The sequence below is a fragment of the Nocardioides solisilvae genome (assembly GCF_003194625.1).
Lineage (GTDB): Bacteria > Actinomycetota > Actinomycetes > Propionibacteriales > Nocardioidaceae > Nocardioides > Nocardioides solisilvae.
Genome location: NZ_QHKX01000003.1, coordinates 290,346 through 307,130, shown reverse-complemented (window position 1 = coordinate 307,130; position 16,785 = coordinate 290,346). Strand labels below are relative to the sequence as shown.

Genomic DNA, 16,785 nt, shown 5'->3' with positions numbered 1-16,785 from the left:
CGGATCTGCCAACCTTCCCCAGCAGTGAGGTCCGCCCCCATGCCCGACCGCTCGTCACCCTCCTCGCCCGCGACGCCACCCTTTGGCACCCCCCGCCCGGGCGGGGGCATCGGCGACCGCGCCGCCAGGGTCCGGTTCCGCCGCGCGGTCTCGCTCATGGTGATGACCCTGCTGGTGCCCGGCTCCGCCCAGATGGTCGTGGGCAACCGCCGCGTCGGCCGCGTCGCCGTACGGGCCTGGGCGGTGCTCCTGACCGTCGCGGCGCTGGCCGTGGTCGCGTCGCTGCTGTGGCACTCCTTCGCCTTCTGGGCGGTCTCCAACCCGCTGCTGCTCGGCCTCCTGCGACTGGTCCTCATGGTCCTCGCGGTCGGCTGGGCCCTGCTCTTCGTGGACGCCTGGCGGCTGGGGCAGCCGCTCACGCTGCTGCAGAACCACCGGCTCGCGGTGGTCGGCGTCAACGGCCTGCTCTGCTTCTCCGTGGCGGGCACCCTGCTCTTCGGCGCCCACCTGGTCGGCGTCCAGCGCGACTTCCTCGTGACGATGTTCGGCGACGGCGAGGTGGTCGACGCCCACGACGGCCGCTACAACGTGCTGCTGCTGGGCGGCGACTCCGGGGCCGGCCGCTGGGGCCTGCGCCCCGACTCGCTCACCGTCGCGAGCATCGACGAGGAGACCGGCCGGACCGTGCTGATCGGCCTGCCGCGCAACATGGCCAACTTCCCCTTCAAGCAGGGGTCGCCGATGGCGGAGCAGTTCCCGCAGGGCTTCGACTGCGAGGGCTGCTACCTCAACGGGGTCAGCACGTGGGCCCAGGACCACACCGAGCTCTTCAAGGGCTCCGACACCCCGGGGATCGACGCGACCGTCTCGGCCGTCGAGGGGATCACCGGGCTCGACGTGAACTACTGGGCGATGGTCAACCTGCAGGGCTTCAAGAACCTGGTCGACGCCACCGGCGGGGTGACCCTCAACGTCCGCGACCGGATCCCGGTGGGGCTGCCCCACGAGTCCTACTTCCACTACATCGAGCCGGGCGTGAAGAAGCTGAACGGGCAGGACACGCTGTGGTTCGCGCGGGCCCGCCACGGCTCCGACGACTACTCGCGGATGGCCCGGCAGAAGTGCGTGATGAACGCGATGCTCCAGCAGGTCAGCCCGGAGCAGGCGCTGCGCAACTTCGAGGACATCGCCAAGGCCGGCACCGACATGGTCTCGACCAACGTGCCGACCAGCGAGGTGGACCGCTTCCTCGACCTGGCCCTCAAGGCCCGCAACGAGAAGATGTCGACCGTCTCGCTCGTCCCGCCGCTGATCAACACGGCCGAGCCCGACATCGCGCTGGTCCACGCGACCGTCACGGCGGCGCTCGACCGGGCCGAGGGGCGCAAGCCCTCCCCGAAGCCCGAGCCCGAGCCCGCGCCGGCCCAGGAGGAGGGGAGCGTCGTCGAGGCGGCCCCCGAGGAGGCGGCGCCCGCGCCTGCACCCCCGGCCCCGACCCCGGTCACGGGCGGCTCGGTGGGCTCCCTGAGCACCGGCTACGCGGCCAACCAGGCCGAGGACCTCGGCTCCGCCTGCTGAGGCGGTCCCGGCTCGGCGCGGGGGGCGCGACCGGCCTAGGGTGTGGGCCGTGACCCAGGAGCAGGTGCCGGCCCGTCCGCGCGTCGTGGCCGTCGTCGTGACCTTCGACCGCCTCGCGCTGCTCCGTCGCCTGGTCGCCCGCCTGCGGGAGGTCGACGGCCTCGACGAGGTCCTCGTCCTGGACAACGCCTCGACCGACGGCACGGCCGAGTGGCTCGCGACCGAGGCCGGTCGCGAGGTCGACGGTCCCCGGCTGCGGCACCGCACGAGCGCCACCAACCGCGGGGGCGCCGGCGGCTTCCACGACGGGCTCGAGTGGGCGGTCGCCGAGGGGGCCGACCTCGTCTGGCTGATGGACGACGACGGCCTGCCCGACCCCGACTGCCTGGCCCGGCTGCTCGCCCGGTCCGGCGAGCTCGACTTCTGGGGCCCGCTCGTCGTCGACGAGGACGCCGGGGAGCGGCTGGTCTTCCCGATCCGGCTGCCGGGCGGCACCCGCGTCGTGCGTCGCCTCGACGACGTCCGCGCCGCCGCCCGCGACCGGCTGATCCGCGACGTGGTGATCCCCTTCAACGGCGTGCTCGTCACCCGCGACCTGGTGCAGCGGATCGGGCTGCCCCGCGAGGAGTTCTTCATCTGGGGCGACGACCACGAGTACAGGCTGCGCGCCGAGCGGGCCGGCGCCCGGGTCGCCACCGTGGTGGACGCCGTCGTCCGGCATCCCGCGGTGGGGGAGCTCGGCACCCCGATGATGTGGGGCCGCACGACCTACAACCACAGCCCCAGCGACCTCAAGCACTACTGCATGGCCCGCAACAACCTGGTCAACCTGCGCGACTACCGGGGCTGGGCGCACGCCGCCGCCTTCGTGGTGAAGACCGCCTGGTTCTACCTCGTCACTCGTCGCGACCCCGCCCGGCTGCGGCTGAGCGTCGGAGCGATGCGCGACGGCCTGCGCGGCGACTTCACCGGTCACCGGAGGTTCCTCGATGGCCGCGCCTGACCCCACCCCCGCTCCCACCCCCGACCCGACGGCCCCGACACCGACCGGTCTGCCCAGCGCCGCGGTCGTCGTCGTCACCTACAACCGGGCCGACCTGCTGGAGCGGATGCTCGACGGCCTCGCGGCCCAGACGGTCCGCCCGGCGGAGGTCGTGGTCGTCGACAACGCCAGCACCGACCACACGGCCCGCGTCCTGGCGGCGCGCACCGACCTGCCCCTCACCGTGCTCTCGATGACCGAGAACCTCGGCGGCGCCGGGGGGTTCCACGCCGGCACCCGGGCCGCCCACGAGGCGGGCCACGACCGGATCTGGCTGATGGACGACGACGTCGTCCCGGCGCCCGACTGCCTGGCGACGCTGCTGGCGCGCCCCGAGCCCTGCCTCATGGCGGTGCGCGAGGACCTCTCGGGGGCGCTGGTCGAGAAGGCGGCGATCCGCTTCGACCTGGACAACCCGCTCGCCGTGCGGCCGAAGACGGCGAGCGTCGACTCGACGTACGCCAGCCGTGCCGAGATGCCGGAGTCCGTCCCGGTGGAGAACGTCGCCTTCGAGGGGTTCATGGTGAGCCGCGAGGTGGTCGACGCGGTCGGGCTGCCCGACCCGTCGTTCTTCATCTTCTACGACGACGTCGACTACGCGGTCCGCGCGCGGCGGGCCGGCTTCCCCATCGTCGCCGTCCGCGACGCGGTGCTGGTGCGCCAGCTCGACTTCAACCAGCAGCACGACCTGGCGGGCTGGAAGGGGTACTACATGTACCGCAACCTCTTCGTCGTGCACCTGCGGTACGGCGGCAACGCGGCCGTCCGCGCCAAGCCCTACCTCGTCGCGCTGGCCGTCGCCCTGCTCAGCCCCCTGCGCGGCGGGCGGGCCGAGGCCCGCAACGTGATCCGCGCCATGAGGGACGCCCGGGGCATGCGCGCGGTGCCGGGTCCCGCCCGTCCCCGTGGCTAGACTCATGGCCGCTTGCCGAGATGCTGAGGAGCACCCTTTGACCGAGTCCGACCCGTCCACCGAGCGTCCCGAGACCCCCGACCTGGTGGTCGTCGGCTCCGGGTTCTTCGGCCTCACCGTCGCCGAGCGGTGCGCGAACGACCTGGGGCTGAAGGTGCTCGTCGTGGAGCGGCGCTCCCACCTGGGCGGCAACGCCTACAGCGAGTTCGACGAGGAGACCGGGATCGAGGTGCACAAGTACGGCACCCACCTCTTCCACACCTCCAACCGCCGGGTGTGGGAGTACGTCAACCGGTTCACCGACTTCACCAACTACCAGCACCGGGTCTTCGCCAAGTACCAGGGGCAGGTCTACTCCTTCCCGATGAACCTGGGGCTGATCAACCAGTTCTTCGGCAAGTCGCACACCCCCGACGAGGCGCGCGCGCTGATCGCCGAGCAGGCCAGCGAGATCGCCACCGAGGACGCCACCAACCTCGAGGAGAAGGCGATCTCCCTGATCGGGCGCCCGCTCTACGAGGCCTTCGTCAAGGGGTACACCGCCAAGCAGTGGCAGACCGACCCGAAGGAGCTGAGCGCCGACATCATCACGCGGCTGCCGGTGCGCTACACCTTCGACAACCGCTACTTCAACGACACCTGGGAGGGGCTCCCGGTCGACGGCTACACCGCGTGGCTGACCCGAATGGCCGAGCACCCCAACATCGAGGTGCTGCTGGACACCGACTTCCTCGACCCCGCCACGGGGCTGCGCGAGCGGTTCACCGGCAAGGTCCCGATCGTCTACACCGGCCCGGTCGACGAGTACTTCGACCACTCCGAGGGCCGCCTGTCGTGGCGCACCATCGACCTCGAGCAGGAGACGCTCGACGTCGACGACTTCCAGGGCACCGGCGTGGTCAACGCCAACGACCAGGAGGTCCCGTACACCCGCGTGCTGGAGTTCAAGCACCTGCACCCCGAGCGCAAGCACCTCGCCGGCAGGACCATCGTGGTCCACGAGTACAGCCGCTTCGCCGAGGAGGGCGACGAGCCCTACTACCCGGTCAACACCGCCGACGACCGGGCCAAGCTGCTGCGCTACCGCGAGCTGGCGAAGTCCGAGCCGCTGGTCCTCTTCGGCGGCCGGCTCGGCACCTACAAGTACCTCGACATGCACATGGCGATCGGCGCTGCCCTCTCCATGTACGACAACAAGCTGCGCCCGCACTTCGCCGACGGCGCGCAGCTCACCAGCGGAGGAGTCGACGAATGACGGTCTCGACAGGAGCCGAGGGCGTCAGCCGGCTGCTCCAGCGCCAGGTCTTCCCGCTGGACCGGGACCCGGGCGTCTTCCCGCTCTACGTGGACCTCGAGGAGGCCCGCCTCGACACCGACCGGCACGAGATCGGTGGCAACAAGGCGGCCAAGGACCTCAACAACGCCCAGATCCGCCAGTCGACCTCGACCGGCCGCTCGCTGCACCCCGAGCAGATCCTGTCCCGCACGGCGGTGCGGGTGAACCAGGGCCAGTCGATCTCCTTCGGCACCTACTTCAACGCCTTCCCGGCGTCGTACTGGCGTCGCTGGACGGTCGTGGAGAAGGTGACGCTCACGGTGCGGCTCAGCGGTCGCGGCGCGATGCTGGTGGTCAACAAGTCGATGGCGCGGGGCCACTCCCAGCGCGTCGACGCGGTCACCGTCGAGGGGTCGGGGGAGGCGTCCACCTTCACCTTCGACCTGACGCTGGTGCCCTTCGTCGACGGCGGCTGGTACTGGTACGACGTCGTGGCCGGTGACGAGGACGCCGTGGTGGAGTCCGCCGAGTGGACCGCCCTGGTCCCCGCCGACCGGGCCGAGCACGGCACCACCGACATCTGCATCACCACGATGAACCGGCCCGACTTCTGCGCCAAGCTGCTGGGCCAGCTCGCCGAGGACGAGGTGCTGCGTCCCTACCTCGACACCGTGATGGTGATGGAGCAGGGCACCCAGCCGGTCACGGAGTCGGAGTTCTTCCCCGCGGCCGAGGCGGCGCTCGGCGACTCGCTGCGGGTGCTGGTCCAGGGCAACCTCGGCGGGTCCGGCGGCTACGCCCGGGGCCAGCTCGAGTCCGTCCGCAAGGGCACCGCGACCTACTCGCTGATGATGGACGACGACGTCGTCTGCGAGCCCGAAGGCGTGGTGCGGGCGGTCACCTTCGCCGACCTCGCCAAGAAGCCGACCATCGTGGGCGGCCACATGTTCAACATCTACAGCCGCTCGCGGCTGCACTCCTTCGGCGAGATCGTCCAGCCGTGGCGGTTCTGGTGGCAGACCCGCCTCGACGGCTACAGCGACTGGGACTTCGCCGCGCGCAACCTGCGCTCGTCACGGTGGCTGCACAAGCGGGCCGACGTCGACTTCAACGGCTGGTTCATGTGCCTGATCCCGCGCGTGGTGCTCGAGGAGGTCGGGCTCTCGCTGCCGCTCTTCATCAAGTGGGACGACTCCGAGTTCGGCCTGCGGGCCAAGGCGGCGGGCTACCCCACGGTGACCTTCCCGGGCGCCGCGGTCTGGCACGTCCCGTGGTCGGACAAGAACGACGGCGTCGACTGGCAGGCCTACTTCCACCAGCGCAACCGGTTCGTCGCCGCGCTGCTCCACTCGCCGTACGAGCGGGGTGGCCGGATGGTCCGCGAGAGCTTCAACCACCAGGTCAAGCACCTCGCCTCGCTGCAGTACTCGACCGCGGAGCTGCGGCACCGCGCGCTGGAGGACGTGCTGGCCGGCCCGCGCCGGCTGCACGCCGACCTGCCGACCAAGCTGGGGGAGGTCAACGCCTTCCGCAAGCAGTTCAGCGACGCCCAGCTGCACGTCGATCGGGACGAGCTGCCGCCGGTGCGGCGCAAGAAGCCGCCGAAGAAGGGCAAGAGCGACATCGAGATCCCGGGCCGGCTGAGCACGCTGGTCCAGGCCGGGCTCGCCCCGATCCGGCAGCTGCGTCCGGTGCGCCAGATGTCGCGGACCAACCCCGAGGCGGAGCTCACCGCCATGGACTCGGCGTGGTTCAACCTGGTCAAGTACGACTCGGTGGTGGTCTCGATGAACGACGGCTCCTCGGTCGCGCTCTACCAGCGGGACCCCGAGCTCTACAAGGACCTGCTGCGCCGCACCGTCGACATCCACCTCCGCCTGCACCGCGAGTGGCCGCGCCTGGCCGCCGAGTACCGCGCGGCGCTCGCCGAGGTGACCTCGCCCGAGCAGTGGGCGAAGACCTTCGAGCCGTGGCTCGACGAGGCGGACGACGCTGCCGAGCCGGCCGCGACGACGCGATGACGGCGAGCCCCTCGCGATCCGAGAGGCCCGACCTGCCCCCGCTGGCGCCGCCGGCGGCGGGGTCGGGCCTCCTCGAGGTCTTCCGGCAGCGCTACCTGCTCGGCATGCTGGTCCGCAACACGATCCAGTCGCGGTACCAGGGCACGGTCCTCGGGTGGGCCTGGAGCTACCTCCAGCCGCTCGTCCGGTTCCTGATGTTCTACTTCGTCTTCCAGGTGATGATCGGCCGCGGCAGCGGGATGGAGAACTTCGCCATCCACCTGTTCGCCGGGATGGTGCTGGTCCACTTCTTCACCGAGACGTTCGCGGGCGGGACGCAGTCGCTGGTCTCCAACCGCAGCCTGATCACCAAGCTGGCCATGCCCAAGGAGCTCTTCCCGGTGGCGCGGATGCTGGTCTCGCTGTGGCACACGGGGCCGATGCTGCTGATCCTCGTGATCGCGTGCTTCCTCACCGGCTGGCGCCCCGACCTGCTCGGGCTCGCCGCAGGACTCCTCGGCTTCACCCTGATCCTGCTGCTCGGGCTGGCGCTGGCGCTCTTCTTCAGCGTCTCCAACGTCTTCTTCCGGGACTTCGGCAAGGTGGTGCAGACGCTGTCCCAGTTCGTGACGTTCAGCGTGCCGATGCTCTACCCCTTCACGCTGGTCCAGGACCGCTTCGGCGAGACGGGGGCCAAGATCTACCTCTACAACCCGGTCGCGGAGGCCGTGCTGCTCATCCAGCGGTGCTTCTGGGTCGGGACCACCGACGACCCGACGGCCACCGCCGCCCTGCACATGCCCGACCACCTGTGGACCCGCGGGATCGTCATGGTGATGGTCTCCGTGGTGCTCCTCGCGCTCGCGCAGCGGTGGTTCACCAAGTTCGAGAAGCGCGTCCCGGAGCGCCTCTGATGGCCAACTACATCGAGGTCCACCACGCGACCAAGTCCTTCACGATGCAGTACCACCGCTCGCTGAAGCAGATCGCGCTCGCCCGCCTGCGCGGGCAGAAGACCCACGACACCTTCAACGCCGTCGACGACGTCAGCTTCACGGTGGAGGAGGGGGAGTCGATCGGCCTCATGGGGCTGAACGGCTCGGGCAAGTCGACGCTGCTGAAGATGATCAGCGGAGTGATGCGGCCCGACGCCGGCACCGTCCTGACCCGCGGGCGGATCGCCGGCCTGATCGCCACCGGGGCCGGCTTCGACATGCAGCTCACCGGCCGCGAGAACCTCCTGCTCAACGCGGCCATCCTCGGGATGAGCCGGGCGGAGACCGCACGCAAGTTCGACGAGATCGTGGAGTTCGCCGAGCTCGGCGACTTCCTGGACACGGCGGTCGCCTACTACAGCTCGGGCATGAAGGCCCGGCTCGGCTTCGCCGTGGCCATCCACGTCGACTCCGACATCTTCATCGCCGACGAGGCGCTGGCGGTGGGGGACCGGCCCTTCAAGCGCAAGTGCAAGACCAAGATGGACGAGATCCGCCAGGCGGGCACGACGATCTTCTACGTCAGCCACGCGCCCGGGTCGGTGCGCAAGCTCTGCAGCCGGGTCCTGGTCCTGGAGAAGGGCCGGCTCACCTTCGACGGCGACGTGGACGAGGGCATCAAGTTCCTCCACTACGACGACGACGAGGACGGCGACGGCAAGGGCGACGACGACGGGCTCGGCGCCGACATCTGACCTGGCCGCCGGCTCCGAGCTCGGGACCCGGTGGAGCCTCCTGGGGCTCCTGTGACTGGTGGGAAGTTGACAAATCTTGATTCTGTCGGCGTGGCGACTGGAAATTACAGCGTTGTAGTTACTCAGAACCGCTTGCCTGCACCCCTGTGACTGGTGTGAAACTTGCTACTCGTGTGACCTTCCCCCGCACTGGAGCAGCCAAGAATGCCTTCGAATCACGCCCGGTTCATCACCGCCTGTCAGCAGCTGCTGGCGCTCGGCGTGGTGCTTGCCGTCCTGACCCCCGCCGCCAACGTGATGAGCCTGGAGGTCGTGGGCCAGGCGCCCGCCCCGGGCGCCTCGGCCGCCGGTGCACCGTCGCCGGCCGTCCTCTCCTCGGCGGAGGTCCCCGCCGACGTGGTGGACCCCGAGGTCACCGAGTACTCGCTCACGCCGGCGCCGGCCGCTCAGGCCGAGCCGTCGCAGGGTGGGGACCCCCTGGGCGGCGAGGCGGGCGACGCGGCCACCGCTCCCGAGGCCGTCGCCACGGCCCCCGTCGAGGGGTACGGCGCCGTGGGCGTCACCTGGGAGGCGGGCGCGGAGGTCGACGAGGACGACCTGGCCATCGAGGTCCGTTCCCGCACCGAGGACGGCTGGGGCGACTGGACGGCGCTGGAGTTCCACGACGACCACGCCCCCGAGCCGGGCAGCCCCGACGCCGCCACGGCCCGCCCGGGCACCGACCCGCTCGTCGTGGGCGACGTCGAGAAGGTCCAGGTCCGGGCCGCTGCCGGCACCGAGCTGCCCGCGGACCTCTCCCTCGCCGTCGTCGACCCCGGGGAGGCCGAGCAGGTGCGCGAGGAGGCGCCGGCGCTCGGCGCCGACGGTGAGGTCGCCGCGCACGCGGCCCCCCCGGCCACCGGCGCCCCGGCCCCGGTCGAGAGCGCGGGCGACGCCGCGGGCGACACCCAGGGTGACGCCGTGGTCCTGCAGGCCGCGAAGAAGCGCGTGCCCGCCATGCCCACCATCTACTCCCGGGCGCAGTGGGGCGCCGACGAGCGGATGCGCGACAAGTCGTCGCTGCGCTACGGCACCATCAGCGCCGGCTTCGTGCACCACACGGTCAACGCCAACGACTACACCGCCGAGCAGGTGCCGGGCATCATCCGGAGCATCTACGCCTACCACACGCGCTCGCGCGGCTGGAGCGACATCGGCTACAACTTCCTCGTCGACCGGTTCGGCCGGATCTGGGAGGGCCGCTTCGGCGGCGTCGACAAGGCCGTGGTCGGGGCGCACACGCTCGGCTACAACGACTACGCCTTCGCGATGTCGGCCATCGGCAACTTCGAGACCGTGCAGCCGCCGAGCGAGATGATCGCGGCGTACGGGCAGCTCTTCGCCTGGAAGCTGGGGCTCCACGGGGTCGACCCGACGGCGACCGCGCAGCAGGTCGGCCGCAAGGTCTTCCCGGCCATCAACGGCCACCGCGACGCCGGCAGCACCGCCTGCCCCGGCCGCTACCTCTACGCCCAGCTCCCGGCGATCCGCCAGGCCGCCGCGTCGGCGACCCCGGCGACCCAGGAGCCGACCGTCCCGGTGACGACCTACGAGGAGGCCGCGCTCAGCTCCAACCTGGTCGGGTCGCCGCACCCGGACCTCGTGGTACGCCGCGCCGCGGACGGTCGCGGCTTCGTGCTCCCCACGGGCGGCCTCGCCGCCTTCACCCGGACCCGGACCCTGTTCCGGAAGGGCTGGGGCGGGGCGACCGACGTGGTCGTCTCCCCGGACGTCACGGGCGACGGCGTCGCCGACCTCGTCGCCACCTCGCGCCAGGGCGGCAAGGTCCGGCCCGGCAACGGCAAGGGCGGGTTCCGCAAGCCCGTGCGCACCGTGAAGACGATGCGCGACGTCCGGCTGCTCACCCCGGCCGGCGACATCAACGGCGACGGGCGCCACGACCTCGTGGCACGGGTGAAGCGCTCCCGCGAGGCGGTGGCCTTCCTCGGGACCGCCAAGGGCGGGTTCAGCCGGGTGAGCCTGGGGCGTTCATGGGGGCGCTATACCAGGCTGGTCGGCGTCGGCGACATCAACGCCGACGGACGGCCCGACCTCCTCGGCCGGGACCGCAAGGGCCAGGTCTGGACCCGGTTCGGGAACGGGCCGGCCAGCTTCGGCGGGGCGCGGAAGACGCCCGGCTCGTGGGGCGGCTACAACCAGCTCGTGGGCGGTGCCGACCTCACCGGTGACGGCCGTCCGGACCTGGTGGTGCGGGAGCGCAAGGGCAAGGTCTACGTCCTGGCCGGCGTCGGCGACGGGTCCTTCGGCCAGCCGCTCGGCCCGCTGGCCAACCTGCCGCGGCTCAGCGGCCTCTCGGTGGCCCAGGTCGCCGACGGTCCCGCCCCCGACCTGGTGGCGCGCAAGGGCGGCTCCGTGGTGGTCGTGCCGCACCGTGGCACCTTCGACCTCGCGGCCCCGATCGACACCGGTGCCGACCTCTCCGGCTCCAACCTCGTGCTCAACGCGGGGGACTGGGACCGGGACGGCTTCGGCGACGTCGTCACCCGGCAGACCGACGGCCGCCTGCTCCTGTGGCACGGCAACGGCCAGGGCCAGCTGGCCGCACCTTCCGAGATCGGCATGGGGTGGCCGGCCGGCGAGGCCGTCGAGGCCGTCGGCGACGTCACCGGCGACGGGTACCCGGACCTGATGCGGACCCTGGGCGACGGGTCGCTCCTGCTCTACCGCGGCCAGGGCAACGCCCCGGTCCTGGACCCGGTGGCCGCCACCGGCCTCAGCCGGGCAGCGGCCCGGCTGGCCGCCCGGACGAACCCGTCGTACGACCTGTCGCCCTACGACTGGCAGGTGCCGATCGCCGACGCGCAGCTCGGGCCGCGGACCGACCTGGTCGTGCGGGAGGCCGCCACCGGCCGGCTCTACCTCGTCAACGGCAGCGCCAAGGGCCTCAAGGGTCGTCGGCTGCTCGGCGAGGGGATGGGGGCCTACGACCTGGCGGGCTGAGTCAGGCGCCCGCCGCCGGCCCTGCCGTGACCCGCTCGTCGCGGGCGGTCACCGCCAGCCGGTCGGGGTCGGGGTGGGCCACGAGCACCACCGAGCCGCCGCGCACGAGCGGTTCGGTGAAGGTGACGACACCTGATGGGGAAGTCGGGTTCGTCACGGCGAGGAGGCGGCCGCCGTCGGTGAGGAGACTCCCGGCGGCGGCCGTCGCCACGAGCTGGGCCTGGCTGGTCCCGGGGAGGGCCTCGTCGTCGTCGGTGGGCGGGTCCCACGGGGCGAAGGCGTCGGGCTGTCCCCACACCTCCACGCCGACGTCGAGGACGCCGGGCGGCAGGGGGTCGGCGAACCGCACGCCGAGCGGCAGCAGGCTGCAGGCCAGCACCGGTCGGTCGCCGGCCGTGGGGCCGTGCTCGGCCACCGTCGCGGGTCCGCAGACCACCGCGTCGGCGGGCTCCCCGTCGACCACGACCAGACCCGTCGTCCACGCGGCGCCGAGGAAGACCGGGCCCAGCCAGTGGGTGGGCAGGTCGACCCGCAGCCGCATGCCGCGCTCCAGCCCGCACTCGTCGACCAGGAGGCCGGAGACCTTGGCGACCCAGTTGGCGTACGTCGTCACAGAGAGCTCCACCCGCTCCCCGGTGGCGTGGTCGTAGAAGGTGACGAGCGGGCGACCGGGGTCGCGGCGCAGCTGGTCGGCGAGGACGGAGGCGAACGTGGGCACCGGCCCAGCCTAGACGGCCGGTCGTCTACCCTCGCGGCCATGACACGGACCCCGCAGCCGGACCCCGACCAGGCCGTGCGATCCCGGCCGCCCCTGGACGGGTTCTGGGCGGTCGTCCCGGCCGGCGGCGCGGGGACCCGGCTCTGGCCGCTCTCGCGCCGGCGGGCGCCGAAGTTCCTGCTGGACCTGACCGGCTCGGGACGCACCCTGCTGCAGGGGACGCTCGACCGTCTCGCCCCGCTCACCGGCGGCGGGGCGCTGGTGGTGACGGGGGAGGCCCACCGCGACGCGGTGCTCGACCAGCTCGACGGGCTGGCCCCCGACGACGTGGTCGCCGAGCCGTCGGCCCGGGACTCGATGGCCGCCATCGGGCTGGCCGCCGCGCTCCTGGAGCGGCGGGACCCCGACGCCGTCATGGGCTCCTTCGCGGCCGACCACGTGATCACCGACGAGGACGCCTTCGCCGACGCGGTGGGCGCCGCCCACGCCGCGGCCCGGGACGGGTGGCTGGTGACGATCGGGATCGAGCCGACCCACCCCGCCACCGGCTTCGGCTACGTGCGCCCGGGCGACGAGCTGCCGGGGCTGGCCGCCCGCCGGGTCGTCGAGTTCGTGGAGAAGCCGTCGGCCGACGTGGCAGCGGGCTACGTGGACCGCGGCTACCGGTGGAACGCCGGGATGTTCGTGGTCCGCCCGACGGTGCTGCTCGACCTGCTCGCGGAGCAGGACGCCGCCTTCGCCGCCGCGCTGCGCGCCATCGCCGCCGAGCCCGCCAGCCTGGCCGAGGTGTGGCCGACCCTGCCGCGGATCGCCATCGACCACGCCGTCGCGGAGCCGGCCGCGGCCGCCGGACGGGTCGCGGTCGTGCCCGGGCGCTTCGGGTGGGACGACGTGGGCGACTTCGCCTCGCTCGGCGAGCTGCTCGGCGCCGGTGGGCGGCCGGGGACGGCCGACGCGGAGACCCCCGGGGTCGTCGTGCTCGGCGACCGCTCCCTCGTGCGGAGCGTGGGCAGCACCGGCCTCGTCGTCCCCGCCGGGGGGAGGACGGTCGCGGTGGTGGGGCTCGAGGACGTCGTCGTGGTGGACACCGGGGACGCCGTGCTGGTGACCACCCGGGCCCGGGCCCAGGAGGTCAAGAGCGTCGTGGCCGCCCTCCAGGAGGACGGCCACGACGAGCTGACCTGACGGGCGGCGCCCGACCGGGGCGCCGCGGGGTGACTCAGACGGCGTCGGGCTCGGGGGAGTCCATGTAGGGGTAGTCGCGCATGAACTGCTCGAGGGCCTCGCCGCTCGGCTCGGAGCAGTACTGCCAGACGCCCTTCTGCGCGTCGGCCGACTGGTTGCCGGCGCCGCCGACCGACCAGTGGGTCAGCGCCACGTGCTGGCCCTTCGGGAACGCAGCACCGTCCTCGGAGCGCCACGGCACGGCCTTGAACTTGTTGCGCAGGTTGTCGTCGTTCTCGAACTTGCTGGCGATCCCGCGCAGCGTCTTCATCTGGGCGTCGTCGTCGGCGACGGTCTCGTCGTACCAGAGCAGCGTGTAGCCGTGCTCGAGGTTGTGGACCAGCTCGCCCACGTCGGGACGGTCGTCGGTGTAGAACTTCCGGTCGATGCTGTCCCAGATGTCGTAGTGCTGGCCGAAGGCCGGCGGGGCGTCCTCGTAGGCGATCGGCGTGCCCTCGGGCACGTGGTCCTGGCTGCCCGAGGCCTCCTTGGTCTCGACCTCCTGGCAGACCGAGGCGGCCGCCCCGATCTCGGCCAGCGACTGGTCGGCGAACTGGCTCAGCTCGCGCCGGTCGCTGATCGGCTTCCAGGCCGCGGCACCGATGATGAGCAGGCCGACCACCACGGCGCCGGCGATGACCAGACCGCCCTTGCGGCGCTCGGCGGCCTTCTGCTGCTTGCGGATGTCGTCGATGACGGCCTGCCGGCTCGTCCTGTCCTTGTTGGCCACGTGGGAGCGTCCTCGTCTCGTCTGCAGGGTCCGCCCGGGGGCGGGTCGGCGTGCAGTCTACGGAACCGCCGGGCACACGCGGGCGGATGCTCCCTCCGCGGCCGGGACCCACTCCTCGACCCGCCACCCGTGGCTGAAGCAGAGCGCCTCGAGCGCCGTCCGGGACGCCCCCGCGGGGACCGTCGCGCGCCGCGCGCCGCTCGCGTCGGGACGGTCGAGGGGCGCGTCGTCGAGCGCGCTGCCCGGCAGCACCAGGGCCAGCAGCCGGCCCAGCTCCTCGGCCGGCACGGGCGCCCCGAAGAGTGCCCGGTCCTCGGGGTCCCGGAGCAGGGCGGCCAGCACCGCCTCCCGGGTGCCGAGGCCGAAGAGGTCCCCCGCGGCGGGGCGGACGAGCGCGCGGGCTCCCGGGCCGTCCTCGCCGACCGGCAGGACGAGGTCGGGCCGCCCGCGCACCACGGCCACCGGCCGGCCGCCCAGCTTGCCCTGCGCCAGCTCGGCGGCGCCCGCCAGCTCGTCGGCCACCGCCGGCGCGGTGACCGCCAGCTCGTGGCCGTGGGCGTCGACGAGCCCCACGTGGCTCTCCAGCGGCACCAGACCGGCGATGCCCACCGCGATGTCGGTCTGCCCCTCGCGCCAGGCGCGGCCGGAGGTGTCGGTGACCACGACCGCGACGTTGACGCCCAGGTCGCGGTGGACCCGCCGGCGCAGCCGGGCCGCGGACGCGTCGGGGTCGGCCGGGAGCAGCACGATGCTGCCGCCCGGCACGTTGGAGCGGTCGATCCCGGCCGCCGCCATCACGAGGCCGAGCCGGGTCCGCACGATGGTCGTGGCGCCCCGGCGGGCCACGACCCGCGCGGTCTCCGCCGCCAGCGCGGCGGCGTGCTCGGCGACGTCGGCCACCCGTCCCTCCGCCTTGGCGACCACCTTGCTGGTGACCAGCACGGTGTCGCCCTCGCGGACGCCGTCCTCTCCCCGGAGCGCCGCCACCACGAGGCCGCCCAGGTCGTCGCCGGGGGCGACCTCGGGCAGGCCGTCGGGCGCGTGCACCGTCAGGTGCCCGGTGGCCGCCATCAGCCGCGCGGGCCGAGCGGGCCGAGGACGGCCGCCAGGACGCCGCGGACGGCTGCGTCGACGGCGGACGGGTCCGGCCGCCCCCGGTCGTCCGGGTCGTCCGGGTCGTCGAGGGCGTCGAGGTCGTCGCGGAGCAGGGCGGCCAGGGGTGCGACGGCCGTCGGCAGCCCGCCGGCCGACAGCCGGTCGGCGAGCCCCGCGTCGGCCTCGTCGACGACCCAGCCGTCCAGGAGCCCGCCGGCGGCCCGGGGCCCCAGGTGCAGCCCCAGGCCGGCGGCGTCGGCGGGCAGCTCCGCCGCCGCGAGGAGGTGCCCGACGGCCGGGGCCGCGGTGCCGGTGGCCACGGGGGAGAGGCCCACGACCCGTGCCGGCGTGCCGGCCAGCGCCTCGCGGACCCCCGGCACCCCGAGCAGCGGGCCCAGCCCGGCGACCGGGTCGTCGGGCGCGAGCAGCACCAGGTCGGCGCCGGACAGGGCCTCGGCGACGCCGGGCGCCGGCGTCGCGGCGTCCAGGCCGACGTGGAGGACCGTCTCGGCGGGCACCCCGCCGCGCAGCCGCTCCACGTACTCCTGCACGTGGACGACCCGGCGTCCGCTCGGGGCCTTCGGGTCGGCGACCGCCACGTGGGTCTCGACCCGGTCGTCGGTGGCGGGCAGCAGGCGCAGGCCCGGCTGCCAGCGCCGGCAGAGCGCCTCGGTCACCGCCGAGAGGGGGTAGCCCGCCTCCAGCATCTCGGTGCGGACGAGGTGGGTCGCCACCCCGCGGTCGTCCAGCGGGAACCAGGCGGGCTCCACGCCGTACGCCGCCAGCTCGTCGTGGACGGTCCGGGAGGCGGGGGCGGCGGCGGGGGAGGGGGCCATGAGGGAGTCCAGGTGGCCGCAGACCTTCAGCCCGTGGACCCACAGGTCGCCGCCCGTCGAGGCCACCGCCGTCACCGTCGGGGCCGAATCGAGGCCGGGGAACGCTCCGTCCGTCAGGACCCGCACCAGGCCCCTCGTGAAGCGGGCACCGCCCATACCACCGGAGAGGACCGTCACGTCGCGCATGTGCCACATCTTCACCCGGGACGCGGAAGGTCCGGACAGGTGGTCTGGTCAGGCGGGGGGAATGGGTCGGATATAGCACGTACCGGCTTGACTTCCGTGGTACGACAGGCATGTAATTCCCACAGTGTTCTTCACCAGGTTTCACCCGATGGGGCCTTGGGCACGGGGGTCGCGAAGCACAGGTCGGGCAACACGGATCCGCACGGATCACAGGGTCGAAAGGGCGAGGGCGTATGCGAGAACTGTTTCTCCTTGAATCCGACGCCGAGGAGATGGGCTGGCAGGACCGCGCGCTCTGCGCGCAGACCGATCCCGAGGCGTTCTTCCCCGAGAAGGGGGGCTCCACCCGCGAGGCGAAGAAGGTCTGCCTGACCTGCGACGTCCGCGGCGACTGCCTCGAGTACGCCCTGATGAACGACGAGCGCTTCGGCATCTGGGGCGGGCTCTCCGAGCGCGAGCGCCGCAAGCTCAAGAAGCGCGCCGTCTGAACCCCGCCC

14 protein-coding genes are annotated in these 16,785 nt (G+C 72.9%); 10 read left to right on the top strand and 4 right to left on the bottom strand.

All coding sequences use genetic code 11. From position 1 onward, the window contains the following. The first annotated feature begins 39 nt into the window (after positions 1-39). The 8 genes from DNK53_RS12775 (at position 40) to DNK53_RS12740 (ending at position 11,499) form a co-directional block, all read left to right on the top strand. Complete coding sequence (locus tag DNK53_RS12775; RefSeq protein ID WP_110182721.1) at positions 40-1,578, top strand: LCP family protein; 1,539 nt, start codon at positions 40-42, stop codon at positions 1,576-1,578. Between the two features lie 49 nt (positions 1,579-1,627). After that, a complete protein-coding gene (locus DNK53_RS12770; RefSeq protein WP_239456517.1) occupies positions 1,628-2,581 on the top strand; it encodes a glycosyltransferase in 954 nt (317 codons plus the stop codon). Next, positions 2,568-3,533 (top strand): glycosyltransferase family 2 protein, encoded by a 966-nt coding sequence (locus DNK53_RS12765; RefSeq protein WP_110182720.1) that lies wholly within the window; start codon positions 2,568-2,570, stop codon positions 3,531-3,533. Before DNK53_RS12770 ends, DNK53_RS12765 begins: the two co-directional genes overlap by 14 nt. Before the next feature lie 37 nt (positions 3,534-3,570). Further along, entirely contained in the window at positions 3,571-4,788 is a 1,218-nt protein-coding gene (glf, locus tag DNK53_RS12760) for a UDP-galactopyranose mutase (RefSeq protein WP_239456516.1), read from the top strand. After that, on the top strand, positions 4,785-6,830 hold the full coding sequence (locus DNK53_RS12755) for a glycosyltransferase (protein ID WP_110182718.1): 2,046 nt from the start codon (positions 4,785-4,787) through the stop codon (positions 6,828-6,830). Before glf ends, DNK53_RS12755 begins: the two co-directional genes overlap by 4 nt. Further along, a complete protein-coding gene (locus tag DNK53_RS12750; protein ID WP_110182717.1) occupies positions 6,827-7,723 on the top strand; it encodes an ABC transporter permease in 897 nt (298 codons plus the stop codon). The genes DNK53_RS12755 and DNK53_RS12750 overlap by 4 nt, the downstream gene beginning before the upstream one ends. Then, on the top strand, positions 7,723-8,499 hold the full coding sequence (locus tag DNK53_RS12745) for an ABC transporter ATP-binding protein (protein WP_110182716.1): 777 nt from the start codon (positions 7,723-7,725) through the stop codon (positions 8,497-8,499). The genes DNK53_RS12750 and DNK53_RS12745 overlap by 1 nt, the downstream gene beginning before the upstream one ends. A 204-nt stretch (positions 8,500-8,703) precedes the next feature. Further along, the gene (locus DNK53_RS12740) at positions 8,704-11,499 is read left to right on the top strand and encodes an FG-GAP-like repeat-containing protein (protein WP_110182715.1); all 2,796 of its coding nucleotides are present in this window, start codon (positions 8,704-8,706) and stop codon (positions 11,497-11,499) included. Position 11,500: 1 nt separating this feature from the next. Here the strand turns inward: DNK53_RS12740 and DNK53_RS12735 are convergent, their stop codons facing one another. Next, positions 11,501-12,217, bottom strand: a complete 717-nt coding sequence (locus tag DNK53_RS12735) for a TIGR03089 family protein (RefSeq protein ID WP_110182714.1) — start codon at positions 12,215-12,217, stop codon at positions 11,501-11,503. Between the two features lie 39 nt (positions 12,218-12,256). Between DNK53_RS12735 and DNK53_RS12730 the strand changes: the two genes are divergently transcribed. Next, a complete protein-coding gene (locus DNK53_RS12730) occupies positions 12,257-13,402 on the top strand; it encodes a mannose-1-phosphate guanylyltransferase (RefSeq protein ID WP_110182713.1) in 1,146 nt (381 codons plus the stop codon). 34 nt (positions 13,403-13,436) lie between these two features. Here DNK53_RS12730 and DNK53_RS12725 read toward each other — a convergent pair whose 3' ends face one another. From DNK53_RS12725 to DNK53_RS12715, 3 genes are read right to left on the bottom strand one after another with little or no spacing between them, the layout of a single operon-like run. Continuing rightward, entirely contained in the window at positions 13,437-14,171 is a 735-nt protein-coding gene (locus tag DNK53_RS12725) for a DUF3105 domain-containing protein (protein ID WP_110182712.1), read from the bottom strand. 57 nt (positions 14,172-14,228) lie between these two features. Further along, positions 14,229-15,242, bottom strand: a complete 1,014-nt coding sequence (gene cofE / locus DNK53_RS12720) for a coenzyme F420-0:L-glutamate ligase (protein ID WP_110182711.1) — start codon at positions 15,240-15,242, stop codon at positions 14,229-14,231. Then, positions 15,242-16,288, bottom strand: coding sequence for a 2-phospho-L-lactate transferase CofD family protein (locus tag DNK53_RS12715; protein WP_162599924.1), 1,047 nt, complete (start codon positions 16,286-16,288; stop codon positions 15,242-15,244). Before DNK53_RS12715 ends, cofE begins: the two co-directional genes overlap by 1 nt. 233 nt (positions 16,289-16,521) lie before the next feature. On the opposite strand from DNK53_RS12715, the gene DNK53_RS12710 reads away from it, so the two are divergent. Then, positions 16,522-16,776, top strand: a complete 255-nt coding sequence (locus tag DNK53_RS12710) for a WhiB family transcriptional regulator (RefSeq protein ID WP_110182709.1) — start codon at positions 16,522-16,524, stop codon at positions 16,774-16,776. Positions 16,777-16,785 lie beyond the last annotated feature (9 nt).